The organism is Actinomycetaceae bacterium MB13-C1-2 (genome assembly GCA_035621235.1).
Lineage (GTDB): Bacteria > Actinomycetota > Actinomycetes > Actinomycetales > Actinomycetaceae > Scrofimicrobium.
On the sequence record CP141731.1, the window covers coordinates 671,180 to 686,183 of the forward strand.

Sequence of the window (15,004 nt, forward strand, 5' to 3'; positions counted from 1 at the left end):
CGGAAGATCTGTTAACCGCCAAGCCCGCTATCTTCGGTTCAACACACCATGATCCGATATCGAATCGTTATCTTGTGGCTAGCAATTTCGCGAATGTTAGCGCTAACCTTACGTGCAGGGGCACGCCCCACCTGTAGGTCTTAGAAAGTATGACCACAGAATCTCAAGGAGGAGCAGAAATGCGAAAGAGCATTCGAAACGGGTTCATTGCGACCCTCGCGGGGGCCTCGATGGTCCTGCTTTCAGCTTGTGGTGGAGGCGGAGACAACACCGCTACAGAACCGGAAGAATCGGCTGGCGCAGGCGAAGAAACCGCGGGCGAGACCGGCGAGTGCCCGGCAGATCTATCCGACATAACGGTCGGATTCGTGGCCGTTGGCCCTGAGGGCGGATGGCGCGACGCGAACGAAAACAACGTTCAGGACGCATTCAAGGAAGCCGGCGCAACAGTCAAGTATGCGGGAACCGCCGATAATGACCAGGCCAATCAACTCACCGCTTTCTCCTCGTTCGTTGACGAGGGTGTGGATGTCATCCTGCTGTCCGCCACCGAAGCAACCGGCTGGGAAAACGCGCTGACCGACGCCCAGGAAGCAGAGATTCCCGTAATCCTCATCGACCGCATGATCGATCCGGATGAACCCGACCTATACGTTCAGCGTCTTGCCCCCAACAACGAAGAAGTTGCCGCTAACGCAGCGAAGTGGGCCAATGAGGAATTCCCGGACGGCGCCAACTACGTGGTCCTAGAGGGCCCCGCAGGTGTCTCGGTTGTGAACGAACGTAACTCTGGCTGGGATGCGAACATCAACGATAACTTCACCAAACTTGAGGCTCAGACTGCCAACTGGTCTGCTGAAGAAGGAAAGACCGTCTTCTCCTCAATGCTCAAGTCCCACAACAACGACATCCAGCTTGTCTTCGCTCAGAACGACGAGATGGGCCTCGGCGCAGTCCAGGCCGTGGAGGAAGCTGGGCTCAAGCCGGGCGTTGACGTCAAGATCATTACCATTGACGGCACAAAACCAGCTCTGGAAGCTCTTGCCGACGGCAAGCTCTCCCTCGTTGCTGAGTACAACCCAATGTTCGGCGCGGATGCCGTTCAGACCGTCCTCGACACCCTCTGTGGCAAGGAAGTAGAGAAGAACTACATCGTCCAGAGCGCTATCTTCGACAGCCCGGACGCCGCTAAGGCGGCACTCGACGCGGGACGCGACTTCTAGTAAAAGTCTCAAGGGTCCGAACCACCGGACCCCAGGGATGAACAACAGACGGTTTGGCCCGGGACTTCTCCCGGGCCAAACCCTAAGTCTCTCTCGGGCCCAGGCCCACAGAGCTACTCGTGACAAGGACGCACGGCCGGACTATTGCCCGGCTCTACTAGTGAGAGATCATGACTGAACCTCAACCAATCATCGAGATGAAGGGCATCTCAGTCGAATTCCCGGGCGTGAAGGCCCTGCAGAACGTCGACTTCCGCCTGTTGCCGGGCGAAGTGCACGCGCTCATGGGTGAGAACGGCGCGGGCAAATCAACCCTCATCAAGGCCCTGACCGGAGTCAATAAGCTTGCTGCCGGACAGATCTACATGGCTGGCGAAAAGGTGCACTTCGACGGAACCGCCGCAGCACAGACCGCCGGCGTTGCCACCGTGTACCAAGAAGTCAACCTACTTCCCAACCTCAGCATCGGCGAGAACGTCATGCTTGGACACGAAGCCCGCGGTCTCCTCGGCATCAACTGGAAGAAGACAAACAAACTCGCCAGTGAGGCACTGGCTCGCATGGACCTGCACCATCTTGATCCTCGCGCACCCCTTTCTTCAATCCCAATTGCACTACAGCAACTGGTAGCAATCTCCCGAGCAATGGTCGTCAAGTCCAAAGTCCTTATTCTTGACGAACCAACCTCTAGCCTCGATGACAACGAAGTCGCCGGACTGTTCAAGGTAATCCGCAACCTGCGCGATCAGGGAGTCGGAATTATCTTCGTCTCCCACTTCCTTGACCAGGTCTACGAGATCTCTGATCGCATGACCGTTTTGCGCAACGGCGAACTCGTCGGAGAGTATCTCACGAAAGATCTTCCCCGCTTTGAGCTGATCTCCAAAATGATTGGCAAAGAAATGAAAGAACTGCGGGCCGCCGAGACTCGTGATGTTTCCACGGAGCAGATTGACCGCGGAACTCCACGCCTCAAAGTGATAGGGCTAGGGAAGAAAGGCACCCTCAAGGCTACTGATCTTGAGCTCTACAGGGGTGACATTGTCGGGTTTGCCGGACTTCTAGGCTCGGGTCGAACTGAGCTCGCAAAGCTCATCTATGGTGCCGATAAGGCGACCGAGGGAAGCATCAGTTTGGATGGCAGTCCGGTAAAACTGTCCACTCCGGCCATTTCGCTTAAGCAGAAGATCGCGTACTCCACCGAGAACCGGAGAGATGAAGGAATCGTTGGAGATCTGACGGTCCGTGAAAACATTATCTTGGCGCTTCAAGCGATCCGTGGATGGGCCCGCCCCATTCCTCGCAAAGAACAGGACGCGATCTGCGCCAAGTACATCGAGGAACTCAATATTCGGCCGCCCGATCCAGAACGAATGGTCAAGAATCTATCGGGAGGCAACCAGCAGAAAGTGCTCCTTGCCAGGTGGCTCGCAACGAATCCGGAAGTTCTGATGCTTGACGAGCCAACACGCGGCATCGACATCGGGGCTAAGGCAGAGATCATGGACATCGTTCAGGAGCTCGCCGATGCGGGAATGTCCGTTGTTTTCATCTCGTCTGAACTAGAAGAAGTGGTTCGTTTGAGCAATCGAATTCTAGTTCTCAAGGATCGAGCGCCCTTGGAGGAAGTCGAAAACACCGAAGACACCACCGTCGACTCCATCGTACAAATCATCGCCGGAGGAGGTGAGGCAGCGTGAAAAAGCTGCTACGAAACCAGCTGTTTTGGGCAAGCCTGGTCCTGATCGTTCTGGTTGCCGTCGTTCTTCTCAACAATCAGAGCGCTTCCATTGGATTCTCAAACGGAAAACTGACAGGCCCGATTATCGACCTATTCATCTTCGTCCCACCGATCCTGATGATCGCAGTCGGAATGACACTGGTTATTGCAACTAGCGGTATTGACCTGTCTGTTGGTTCGGTAATGGCGGTTGCCGGGGCAGTATCCATGCAGTTCCTAGTGAACTCTGCGAATCCAGATACCCCCGGAGCGGCACTCATCGCCGTTCTTCTGGCACTCGTTGTAGGTCTGGCGTGCGGCATGTTCTCTGGCTTCCTGGTCTCAGTGATCAAACTTCAGCCATTCATCACCACACTGATCATGATGCTCGCGGGTCGCGGCATCGCCAACATGATCACCGGGGGCAAAAATGCTGCTGGCAACTCCCCTGCCTTCAACTGGATCTCTCAGGGCCGAGTTCTTGGTTTTCCTGTCGGTTTCCTTCTGGCTCTGGCGATCCTTCTGATCGTCGTGCTATTAGTCCGAAAGACCGCCTTGGGAATGTCAATCGAAGCCGTTGGCATCAACCCGCGCGCCGCTGAAATGGCAGGCATACGATCGGGGCGAATCTTATTCATGGTCTATGCGCTTTCCGGTCTTCTAGCTGCCGTAGCTGGAGTCTTTTCAGTCGCCTATATCGGCACCGTCGAGGTCTCTTCGAGCGGCACGGGTTCTGGAATGGAGATGGACGCAATCCTCGCGGTCGTCATAGGCGGCACCTCACTGGCGGGCGGGAAGTTCAATCTTGCCGGCACCACACTGGGAGCCTTCATCATTACCGCACTAAATCAGGTAGTCGTATACCTCGGCGTCTCATCGGCGGCGGTTCCTGCCTTCAAGGCACTAGTAATCATCTTCATCTGCATTCTTCAGTCAGACCGAATCCACGGATGGTTCTCGCGGCCAGACCTTGGACAGTCGGATGACAAGAAATCCGCAGACTCCGATAAAGCGAAGGTGGTAGCAGCATGAGTTCAGATACGAAGGTCGCCAAGCAGAAGACGACGTCGAAGCCGGGATTCCGCGTATCCAGAACCACTTACCCAACAATCGCGGCCGTAGTGCTATTAGTGATACTGCTAGTTGGCGGCCAACTGATTTACGGAAAAATCTTTGCCTGGAACACCTTTTCAAGTCTGCTGCACAACAACGCCTACCTGGTCATACTTGCCGTAGGAATGACTTTTGCAATCCTCACCGGTGGCATCGACCTCTCGGTGGGCGCGGTTCTGGCATTCGCTAGCGTCTCTGGAGTACTCCTCCTTCAGGCGGGTGTGCCGTGGCCTCTCGCAGCAGTTTCGATTGTTTTGATCGGCACCCTTTTCGGTCTGCTATCGGGAATGCTTATCACCTACTTCAACGTTCAGCCGTTCATCGCAACGCTGTCATCGATGTTTTTGGCACGCGGGCTCGCATCTATCCTTTCTACCGAGCCAGTGCGTGTTCCAAAAGAATCTCCAATGCTCGATCTGGCGTCGAAGATCATGCTGATAGATGGGCCCAAGAAAAATGATCTAACGATCTCTATCAACATCCTGATTGCGCTCGCCGTCGTGATCATCGCATTCTTCCTGCTTCACAACACGAGGTTTGGTAGGACCGTCTACGGGTTAGGCGGCTCAGAACAGTCGACCGAACTGATGGGTCTTCCTGCAAACAAGACCAAGATTCTGGTCTATTTGGTGTCGGGAACCTGCGCCGGACTGGCAGGACTTGTTTACACCACAACCGTGGGCAATGCTCAGAACATCACAGGCGTCGGTTGGGAACTCGACGCCATCGCGGCAGTGATCATCGGTGGCACGCTACTTACCGGCGGTGCCGGGTATGTTCTCGGGTCTGTCGCAGGCGTATTCGTGCTTGGAGTGCTAAAGCTGCTGATAACTCGGGACGGTAACGTTCCCGCGGCCGCCACAACCATCATCACGGGCGCCATCCTGTTGGTGTTCGTGCTGCTCCAGCGGGCGATCTCTCTCACTGGAGGCGAACGAGGTTCAGAAGCCGCAGCCTCGGAAATCGAGAAAGAACAAGAAAAGGCCCCCGCACTTTCATAATGACAGGTGGTTCCGCGCGCTCCTCGCGCACGGAACCACCCCTCCTCTACACCAACTCAGAGATTGACAGAAGATGCGTATTCGATTCGCCCGGTGCCAGGACAATCAGTCCCTCGCCCGAGTTGAAGGCGTTCGGAGCGCACGTCATCGGCTCGACCGCGACTCCACGTCGACCCTGATTGTCGCCAGAGAAAACCTGAAGCCAGTCCTCGTCCGAGGAGAGGACAACCGTCATTCCGGTGGCGGGATGACTAAGAGTCACCGACCATTCACCACTTGGAAGGGAAGTAAAAGCATGATCGACCTGTCTTGTGCCGATCAGGTCTCCCTCCCTGAAATCCAGTCCCTCGGACTGAACCGAAGTGTGGCCCACCGGGATCAGGTTCTGGTCCACGGTCAAGACTTCTGCTGCTGGAAGAGTCAACACACATTCGTCGGCCAGCGCCCCATCACAGGTGAGATAGGCGTGTGTTCCCGTACCGTAAGGAGCCGGAACATCGCCAGTGTTGATGGTCGTCACTTCGATACTGATACCGCTGTCTGCGGACAGTTCATAGGTAACCGTAGTCTCCAGTCGGAACGGATATCCGTCGGTGGGCTCAGTCACGGTTCGCAGCGTGACGGAGTGATCCGTCGTCGCCACAGTGTCCCATTCCTCCCAGCACTTAAGCCCATGCAGAGCGCATTCTCGATCGGGCTCGGTCATTGGGACGGTGTACTCACAACCCTCGAACGTATAAACCGCCCCTTTGATTCGATTTGGCCAAGGAACCAACACCTTTCCATTGAATCCGGCCGGGCGTTCAGCCAGGTCATACGACAGGATCAGATCCCGCCCATCGTGCGAAAGCGCGGCCAGTCCCGCTCCCTCGTTAACCACCACAGCCTCGTACTCACCGGCTCTGATTTTGTGTGTGCTCACGTCATCTCCCTGTTCCCGTGGCCCTGCTCCACGGTCGCTTTCCAGACACTTCCAAAGCAAAGCTATCAGCCTAAACACCGGTGCATGAGCACCAGATAAGGAGTAGTTCATGCCCTACACACACGAGTTGACCGAAAGCTGGTCACCCGCAATGGCTCAGACGGTGTCGCAGACCCAACGGCTGGTCTGCGACCTGCACTCTGAGTTAATCAAGTGGGGGCTGGTCGTATGGACGGCCGGGAACATCTCCCAGCGAGTCCGCGGCGTAGACGGCGCCGACGATGTCTTGGTGATCAAGGCCTCTGGAGTGGCCTACGACGAACTGACTCCCGCAGACATGGTGGTCTGCGATCTAGATGGAAACCTGCTGATTGGTGATCGGTCCCCCTCGTCCGACACGGCGGCGCACGCGTACGTTTACCGGCACATGCCCGAAATTGGCGGAGTGACCCACACCCACTCGACCTACGCCACCGCATACGCAGCGGTGGGAAAGCCCATCCCCTGCCATCTAACGATGATGGGTGACGAGTTCGGGGGTCCGGTTCCGATCGGGCCGTTCGCCCTCATCGGCGACGATTCTATTGGACGAGGAATTGTGGAGACACTGAGTGAATCTCGTAGTCCTGCGGTCCTCATGCAGAACCACGGTCCCTTCACAATCGGGAAGGACGCACGCGCGTCCGTTAAGGCTGCCGCGATGACTGAGGAGGTGGCCCGGACAACCTGGGCCGCTCAAGCGTTGGGAACACCGATTCCGATTCCACAGGACAAAATCGATTCTCTCTACGACCGGTATCAGAACGTCTATGGGCAAAGCAGCGAAAGGACAGACGAAGCGAAATGAAGAGTGCGTTTGAAGGAAAGGAAATCTGGTTCCTAACCGGGAGCCAGGACCTCTATGGTGAGGAAACCCTGGTTCAGGTTGCGGACCAGTCAAAGAAGGTTGTGGGCCAGCTCAATGGGGCTGGTGACATTCCGGTGCCGATTGTCTGGAAGCCGACAGTTAAGGACTCTGATTCGATTCGTCGGGTGATTCTTGAGGCGAATGCTAACGATGACGTGATCGGCGTGATCACGTGGATGCACACGTTCAGTCCGGCGAAGATGTGGATTAACGGGTTGGGCGTTCTGGGCAAGCCCCTTTTGCACCTGCATACGCAGTCGGGTGTGGAGATTCCTTGGGAAACCATTGACATGGATTTCATGAACCTGAATCAGTCGGCTCATGGGGATCGTGAGTACGCCTACATTCTTTCTCGTCTGCGTATTTCGCGGGAGACCGTAGTTGGTCACGCCTCTGATGCGAGGGTGCGGACCCGGATTGCTACCTGGTCTCGGGCGTGTGCCGGTTGGAGTGCGCTGCGAGGGATGAACCTGGTTCGTTTCGGTGACAATATGCGTAATGTTGCGGTCACTGATGGGGATAAGACCGAGGCGGAACGCGTCCTTGGCGTGAATGTTTCGACCTGGTCGGCTAACGAACTGGTCGAGGAAATCCGTAGGGTTTCCGACACGGACATTGATGCTACGTGCGCGGAGTATGAGGAGCTGTACCAGGTCGCCGCCGAGCTTCGTAAGGGTGGTGATCGGCATGAGGAGTTGCGTTATGCCGCCGCTCAGGAAGTCGCGATCCGTAAATTCCTTCAGGACCGTGACGCGCAGGCGTTCACCACTAATTTTGAGGACCTAGGCGAGCTCCGGCAGTTGCCTGGCCTGGCGGTACAGCGCCTGATGGCTGAGGGATACGGCTTCGGGGCCGAGGGAGATTGGAAGACCGCGATCCTGGTTCGGGCCGTCAAGGCGATGAGCGAGGGGCTACCCGGCGGGGCCTCCCTCATGGAGGACTACACCTACAACCTGGATGCGGGCGATGAGTTGATTCTGGGCGCTCACATGCTAGAAATCTGCCCCACCTTGACCACCTCGAAGCCCAGGGTTGAAATCAGGCCACTCGGGATCGGTGGGAAGGAAGACCCGGTGCGCCTCATCTTCCAGACCGACCCCGGACCCGCCCTGGTTGTGTCCCTGGCTGATATGGGAACCCGTTTGCGTCTGACCGCAAACCAGGTTCAGGTCGTTGAGGCTCCCGAGATGCCGAATCTGCCCGTCGCTCATGCGGTCTGGAAGCCTGCCCCTTCACTGGACGTATCTGCCGAGTGCTGGATGCTTTCGGGAGGAGCTCACCACACGGTACTGACCACGTCGGTTGGCGTTGAAGAGTTCCGCATTCTCTCTGAACTCTCCGGTATTGAGCTCCTCGTCATTGACGAAGACACCAAAGTCCCTGACTTCAAAAATCAGATTCACTGGAACTACGCCTACTACCACCTCGCAAACGGCGTGTAAACGGGCCGGGCCACAGGTTCGAGAGTAGTCAGTTCAGCTAGAGCCCGACTGCTCTCGAGTCCCCCGTGGCATTGCTACATACATAGAAGAACCAACAGGACGGAGTTGCCCGATGACTACTGAAACCGAAATCAAGAACCGCGCCTCTCTCATTGAGTCCGGGAATGCGTCACTCGGTATTGAGATGGGTTCGACCCGAATCAAGTCTGTCTTGATCGCGCCCGATGCCACCGTCCTGGCCTCTGGAGCACATGACTGGGAGAACCAGCTGATCGACGGTCTATGGTCATATTCGGAGGAAATGATATGGGAGGGAGTGCAGGCCTCGTACGCCGACCTTGCCGCCAAGGTTAAGTCGGAGTACGGAGTAGAACTTCGTAAGCTTGCTGGCCTCGGCTTCTCGGCGATGATGCACGGATACCTCGCATTCGACGCAGAGGGCAACCTGCTTGTTCCGTTTAGAACCTGGCGTAATACCAATACCAGCGAAGCAGTCGAGGAGTTGTCACCAAAGCTGAACTTCAACCTGCCTCACCGCTGGAGTAGCGCGCACCTCTACCAGGCTGTTCTCAACGGAGAAAAGCACCTGACAAAAGTTGGGCGCATCAACACCCTGGCGGGAATGGTCCACGAAAAGCTCTCTGACCGCTTCGTTTTGGGAATTGGGGACGCGTCCGGGGTCTTTCCGATTGACTCCGAGACGATGGACTACGATGCCGCCCGGCTAGCAACCCTTCAGAACCTGCTCACTGAAAAAGGTTTCACGAAGTCGGTTCACGAAGTATTTCCCAAGGTTCTCGTCGCTGGGGATGATGCCGGAACGCTCACTGCAAGAGGGGCGGCGCTGCTCGACCCCACCGGAACCCTTGAACCCGGCTGTCCGATGTGCCCACCAGAGGGTGACGCGGGTACCGGAATGGTGGCAACGAACGCGGTAGCGCCTCGTACCGGAAACGTCTCTGCCGGAACGTCGATCTTTGCAATGGTCGTTCTTGAGAGGGCCCTGGCAAAACTTCACCCAGAACTTGACATGGTCACCACCCCGGATGGTGCACCGGTTGCAATGGTCCACTCGAACAACGGAACTTCTGAGTGGGACCAGTGGGTTGGCGTGTTCCGACAGTTCGCGGCAGCGGCGGGAGTCGATGTCTCGAAGTCCCAAGCCTATGATCTGTTGTACGACCAGGCATTCAAGGGTTCCCCGGATGGAGCCGGGCTAGTGGCGTACAACTTCCTGTCGGGCGAACCAGTTCTTGGCCTTGAGGCGGGACGACCGATGTTTGCCCGTCTACCCGACTCCAAGATCACGCTCCCAGACTTTATGCGTACTCAGCTGATGTCGATATTTGGTGTTCTGCGCGTCGGAATGGATATCTTGACCTTGGACGAGGGCGTCGCGGTTGACCAGCTATTCGCTCATGGTGGCCTGTTTAAGACGCCCGTCGTTGGTCAACAAGTAATGTCTGACGCGCTGAACGTCCCCGTTGCCGTCGCCGAGACAGCGAGCGAGGGGGGCGCTTGGGGGATCGCGATACTTGCTTTGTACCGCAGTATGGTGTCATCTGGATTCACCGAGTCCCTTCCCGAGTTCCTTGCAACCACAGTGTTTACCGATGGTGAAGGGTCGATCGTTCATCCGCATGAGGAACAGGTTGAGGGTTTCAACCGGTTCATGGAACTCTACCGTCGCGGTATTCCCGTCCAGGAAGTAGCCGGGTGCCAGCTATAGCCCCAGCTATGTTAGATCGCTACTTCGACGGCCGTAGACTGCTTTTCGGGCAACCGGAGACGCCGTTCCCGGGAAGCACAAAAACGTGACCGGACCGTCATCTTCTCCCTCTTATAACCACCGCTGACGCGGGAGTAAGCTTGTTGGATGGTTCAGCGCCGGACCACCTGGAGCCAGCAGGTTCGAGGCCGGTGGGCCGGCTAAGGAACCAGGTAACCAGTGCAGCGCTCACCCAACTAGCCCCACCCGTTTCGTCATTCGCGGAGCTCTGACAAGCATGCCTAAGAACTTGACTTCTGGGACACCCTGGAAGGTCATCGTAATATTTGCTGTGCCGTTGCTAATCGGCAACGTAGTGCAGCAGCTATATCAAGTGATCGATGCGATGGTTGTTGGCCAGCATCTAGGTGTTAACTCTCTCGCCGCGGTCGGGGCCACTGGCGCAATGATGTTCCTCCTAATCGGTTTCGCATGGGGCATGACCACAGGTTTCGCTATCCCCACCGCTCAGGCTTTTGGAGCCGGAGACATGAAGGCGGTACGGCTCTCGGTTGCTGCGGGAACCATCCTGACAGGCTTGACAACTGTTCTTGTCACCGTTGTGGGTACTCTCTTTTCGCGTGACCTACTGACACTGATGCAGACTCCCCCTGAGTTGCTCGACGATGCGACCACGTTCGCCACCATTAGCTTCGCCGGATGCGTTGCGGTCATGTACTTCAACTACTTGTCGGCGATCATCCGTGCCAGAGGCGACTCACGCCCTCCCCTGGTCTTCCTGGTCACTTCCTGTTTGATCAATATTGCTCTGGTCATCCTGTTCGTGCAGTACCTGGACTTCGGAATCGGCGGTGCTGCTGGAGCCACGGTCGTCGCCCAGTTGGTCTCGGTTGCGCTCTGTCTTGGATACGTTCACAAGGCCGTTCCGGAACTTCACGTTCGCCGCGAAGAGTGGGCTGAATCTCGGCATGTTATCGGCGAGCATCTGCGCATTGGCCTTCCAATGGGCTTCCAATCATCAATCATCGCGATTGGTACCCTGTCCGTTCAAGTCCGTTTGAACATGCTTGGGGCCGAAGCGGTCGCGTCTTACACCACCGCTATGCGGGTCGACGGCCTAGCATCTGCCTTCCTTGCGTCGCTCGGACTGGCAGTATCTACATACGTGGCTCAAAACTTCGGAGCACACAAGATAGATCGGATAATGAAGGGGGTCCGACAAGGAGTAGGGATCTCCATCGCGACGGGCCTTTTGCTCGGGGTCACACTAATCACCTTCGGTGAACCTATCGTCAGAATGTTTGTTGGAACTGGACATTCAAATGTGATCGCGATGTCGCACGAGTACCTCGTACTAAACGGGGTGGCCTACTTTATCCTAGGAATTCTGTTTACCACTCGCGGTGCGCTTCAGGGTCTTGGGCGAGTCATGGTGCCAACTATCAGCGGATTCCTTGAGCTAGCGATGCGGGTCACCGCGGCAATCGTACTTGCGGGATCTATGGGGTTCACCGGGATCGCTATTGCCAGTCCACTCGCGTGGATCGGTGCGATATGCATGCTAGTTCCCGCCTGGATTCGCGCCCGTAGAAACCTGGCACGGGAAGCGGAGCTTGCCGCAGAGCGTAGGCACGAGACAGACCTCGAGGGCGAGCGCGACGAAGCTTCGTCGCCCAGCCACGAAGAAGTGCTCTGCGCGGGCTGAGGTTCACCTCTCGACGTGGTCGCCCATCGGAGTTTTGAAGTAAGTTATAGGGGTGAGTGACTACCAGGACGAGGGGCGACAAGTGCCGACGCCCGGGTACGTAGAAATCTCTCCGCGTCAGCAGTACCGCCGCGCTCGAACCAGGCGCAAGACCATAATCTTTGGGTCGTCGATCCTAGGGCTGGGCGCAGCGTTCGTACTCGGCTATCTAGCGCTCCAGGGGTCATTTGCATTTCCCGTCGAGCCTGATTTCCACCGCACTGTGGAGTATGCCGAACCGGGTAACACCCCGTGCCCTAGCGACGGAGCCAGACCTGTTGCGACGGATGACGTGCAAGTGCTTGTCTACAACACAACGCAGCAGACAGGTCTTGCCGGTACTGTCGCAACCTACCTACATAATCTCGGCTACTACGTCGGTGCCACAGGCAACTCCGACCTCTATCGCGGATCGGTCCAGATTGAGACGGGGCCGCGAGGCGTCGATGCTGCGTACACCATCGCCCGATTCTTCGGTCCTGACACCCGCATAAAGCTCAATGCTAGTGAGGACAAAACCCTTACCATCCTCATCGGTGAACGCTTCGGGGGTATTCCGACAGCTGAAGAAACCGAAGCCATCATTAATAACAGCTTCGCATTGGTTCCCGCAGACGGCTGCCTGCCAGTCGCAGAACCAACTGGCGGATGGGACGTACCAGAAAATCTCCTTGACTGGCAACAATCCGCGATAGAGCAACGAGAGGCAGAGGAAGCCGCTAAGGAAGAGGCGCCAGAAGGGTAGGTTAGACGGGAAGCTCGCTCTGTCTCTGTCTACCTTCGGCTCGGATCTTCACCATTTCAGCCACGTAGCTGATTCCCGTGAGGACATGGCCAACAACCCCGACCCAGACCAGACCGAGCGCCACGACTCGCAAAGGCTCACTACCCAATGCGGCAGCCAGCACTAGCATCGGAAGGCCAAGCATCAAAAGTGCTGTCCTCATTTTGCCCATGAAATTGACACTGACTGTTGGATAACCTCCGAACCATAGCAGAGCTAACACAAAAAGAAACCCGTCAACAGCCAGCATGGCTAAGAATAGGTACCAGGGAAGCAACCCCCCGAAAACCAGTGCAACCGCGATTATTAGTATTGAGAAACGGTCAGATATCGGATCGAGTTCTGCCCCAAGAGGGGACATCTGATCCAGCCTTCGTGCCAAGTAGCCATCAAGAGCATCCGAGATTCCCCAAAAGAACAGCGCAACCAGAGACCAGCCATAGTGCGCGGATGCAAGAAGGCCCAGGGATAGCGGTAGCAACACTGTTAGACGCAGGAACGAGATGGTGTTGGGGATTGTCCAGATCGGATAGTCCTCGATACGTTGGCTACTCATATCTTCCTGACTGTATAGGTGGAACAAACGTTGGCGTACTGGCCGGTCTTGTTACGATTAAAACTCTACTAGTCCTCCGCCGGGAAGATGAATGACTACAGAACCCACACTTCAGGTGCAGAATCTGACCAAGAAATTCGGATCCGTACTCGCCGTTGATAACCTCTCCTTTGACGTTATGCCCGGGAGAGTAACCGGCTTCCTTGGTCCGAACGGAGCAGGAAAAACCACAACTCTTCGGATTCTGCTTGACCTAATTAGGCCGACCTTGGGCACCACTCGCATCAAGGGGCGACGCTACTCAGAGCTAGAAAACCCAATGAACACCGTCGGAGCACACCTTGACTCAAGGAGCTTTCATCCCGGACGGACAGGTCGTGACCACATGCTGGTGGCAGCGGCCGAGGGCAACACCGGTACTGAGCGAATCGATGATCTCCTCGAGCTAGTCTCCATGAGGGAATCTGCCGACAGAAGGATGGGGCAGTACTCGCTGGGAATGCTTCAGCGACTCGGACTCGCCACCGCACTGATCGGCAATCCAGAAATCCTCGTTCTTGATGAGCCTGCTAACGGGCTAGACCCGGAGGGGATTCGCTGGCTCCGCCAATTCCTTCGCGAGTTCGCGGCGCAGGGGCGAACGGTACTGCTTTCCTCCCATCTGCTAGGGGAAATTCAGGTCATGGCCCACGACGTGGTCATCATCAATCGAGGTAAGTTGGTCGCTGCTGGGTCTGTTCAAGAGCTCGAGGCAATGCGCGAATCTGTTGTCCTTGTTGACTCCCCTGATCCTGAGGCCCTCTGGGACGCACTTAGTGGTGCGGGACTCACGGTCTCGCTGACACAACCCCGGGATGGGCTGGCACCGGTCGCGCGCGTGAGCGTTGAAGGATCGTCCGTAGTTGCAGTCGGGCAGGTGGCACTTCGTGCAGGCGTCCCCCTTTCTCACTTGAGCGAGCGAACCTCCGGCTTGGAAGAGCTGTTCATGGACGCGGTTGGAGGCCTCCAATGAGACGATTTACAAGCGCACTTAAGGGAGAATGGAAGAAGATTTTCACCACCAGATCATGGTGGATCCTGGGCTTGGTAATGGTGCTGTATGTGGCATTTACCGCCGGGCTGGTCGGCGCACTGGTGGGCTTGGGCTTGGACGACATGGGCGTGGACGGCCCCGGCTCTGAACTGGCTCAGTACATCTACACTCTTGGCCCTACTATCGCCTATCTGTTTCCCGTCCTGATCGGCGCTCTGTCGATAACCTCTGAGTACCGACATCACACGCTCAGTTCGACATTCGTATGGAACGGTAGCCGAAATGCGGTCCTGGCTGCGAAGGTCGTTACGCAGTCGATCATGGGAGTGTTCTACGGAATCGCGGCCCTGGCAGCAGCGGTCCTGTCCAGTTCATTCTTCCTGGCACACGCAGGTTTCAATACGGGCCTTGGCGAGGGAAGCACCTGGCTCATGTTTCTTCGCGCTGTCATCGCAATGGGAATCTGGGCGACCATCGGCGTCGGTATAGGGATTCTGGTGCGAAACCAGGCAGCCGCCATTGTCATCGTCATCGTCTTCACTCAGTTCATTGAGCCAATTGCACGCATGGCTGGTGCATTCAACAAAGTGGTGGGAAACATCGTTGGTTACCTGCCGGGCGCCGCATCCGACTCGTTCACCGGGGCAAGCTTCTACTCGGCCATCACCTCCGCCGGCGGCTACGACGGACTGAGTTGGTGGGCGGGAGGCCTAGTGCTGGTTGGGTATGCCGCCCTCCTACTAGTCGTTGGATGGCTCACCCGCTGGAGGGCAGACGTCGACTAGTCGCGTGAGAAGTATCAACGGAGGCGACTTTCTAGGGTCTGAGGC

The 15,004-nt window shown here is 56.6% G+C and carries 13 protein-coding genes; 11 read left to right on the forward strand and 2 right to left on the reverse strand.

The window, feature by feature from the left end; genetic code table 11:
* Positions 1-179: 179 nt before the first annotated feature.
* The 4 genes from U6G28_02995 to U6G28_03010 all read left to right on the forward strand — a co-directional run bounded on the left by U6G28_02995 (position 180) and on the right by U6G28_03010 (position 5,057).
* On the forward strand, positions 180-1,223 hold the full coding sequence (locus U6G28_02995) for an ABC transporter substrate-binding protein (GenBank protein ID WRS30671.1): 1,044 nt from the start codon (positions 180-182) through the stop codon (positions 1,221-1,223).
* A gap of 170 nt (positions 1,224-1,393) precedes the next feature.
* Positions 1,394-2,923 carry a sugar ABC transporter ATP-binding protein gene (locus tag U6G28_03000; protein WRS30672.1) on the forward strand — a complete coding sequence of 510 codons (1,530 nt, stop codon included), beginning with the start codon at positions 1,394-1,396 and terminating at the stop codon, positions 2,921-2,923.
* Positions 2,920-3,975, forward strand: a complete 1,056-nt coding sequence (locus U6G28_03005; protein ID WRS30673.1) for an ABC transporter permease — start codon at positions 2,920-2,922, stop codon at positions 3,973-3,975. Before U6G28_03000 ends, U6G28_03005 begins: the two co-directional genes overlap by 4 nt.
* Positions 3,972-5,057 carry a hypothetical protein gene (locus U6G28_03010; protein ID WRS30674.1) on the forward strand — a complete coding sequence of 362 codons (1,086 nt, stop codon included), beginning with the start codon at positions 3,972-3,974 and terminating at the stop codon, positions 5,055-5,057. The genes U6G28_03005 and U6G28_03010 overlap by 4 nt, the downstream gene beginning before the upstream one ends.
* A gap of 46 nt (positions 5,058-5,103) precedes the next feature.
* Here the strand turns inward: U6G28_03010 and U6G28_03015 are convergent, their stop codons facing one another.
* Positions 5,104-5,979, reverse strand: coding sequence for an aldose-1-epimerase (locus U6G28_03015; protein WRS30675.1), 876 nt, complete (start codon positions 5,977-5,979; stop codon positions 5,104-5,106).
* Between the two features lie 109 nt (positions 5,980-6,088).
* Here U6G28_03015 and U6G28_03020 point away from each other — a divergent pair, with 109 nt between their 5' ends.
* The 5 genes from U6G28_03020 (at position 6,089) to U6G28_03040 (ending at position 12,546) form a co-directional block, all read left to right on the forward strand.
* A complete protein-coding gene (locus tag U6G28_03020; GenBank protein WRS30676.1) occupies positions 6,089-6,826 on the forward strand; it encodes an L-ribulose-5-phosphate 4-epimerase in 738 nt (245 codons plus the stop codon).
* On the forward strand, positions 6,823-8,328 hold the full coding sequence (gene araA / locus U6G28_03025; protein ID WRS30677.1) for an L-arabinose isomerase: 1,506 nt from the start codon (positions 6,823-6,825) through the stop codon (positions 8,326-8,328). The genes U6G28_03020 and araA overlap by 4 nt, the downstream gene beginning before the upstream one ends.
* Positions 8,329-8,440: 112 nt before the next feature.
* Entirely contained in the window at positions 8,441-10,057 is a 1,617-nt protein-coding gene (locus U6G28_03030; protein ID WRS30678.1) for an FGGY-family carbohydrate kinase, read from the forward strand.
* A 277-nt stretch (positions 10,058-10,334) separates the two neighbouring features.
* Entirely contained in the window at positions 10,335-11,762 is a 1,428-nt protein-coding gene (locus U6G28_03035) for an MATE family efflux transporter (protein ID WRS30679.1), read from the forward strand.
* A 52-nt stretch (positions 11,763-11,814) separates the two neighbouring features.
* Positions 11,815-12,546 carry a LytR C-terminal domain-containing protein gene (locus U6G28_03040; GenBank protein WRS30680.1) on the forward strand — a complete coding sequence of 244 codons (732 nt, stop codon included), beginning with the start codon at positions 11,815-11,817 and terminating at the stop codon, positions 12,544-12,546.
* A 1-nt stretch (position 12,547) separates the two neighbouring features.
* On the opposite strand, the gene U6G28_03045 is transcribed toward U6G28_03040, so the two are convergent.
* Positions 12,548-13,141: a CDP-alcohol phosphatidyltransferase family protein gene (locus tag U6G28_03045; protein ID WRS30681.1), complete on the reverse strand. Its 594-nt coding sequence runs from the start codon at positions 13,139-13,141 to the stop codon at positions 12,548-12,550.
* A gap of 91 nt (positions 13,142-13,232) precedes the next feature.
* Between U6G28_03045 and U6G28_03050 the strand changes: the two genes are divergently transcribed.
* Entirely contained in the window at positions 13,233-14,153 is a 921-nt protein-coding gene (locus U6G28_03050) for an ATP-binding cassette domain-containing protein (protein ID WRS30682.1), read from the forward strand.
* Entirely contained in the window at positions 14,150-14,959 is an 810-nt protein-coding gene (locus U6G28_03055) for an ABC transporter permease (GenBank protein ID WRS30683.1), read from the forward strand. The genes U6G28_03050 and U6G28_03055 overlap by 4 nt, the downstream gene beginning before the upstream one ends.
* Positions 14,960-15,004 lie beyond the last annotated feature (45 nt).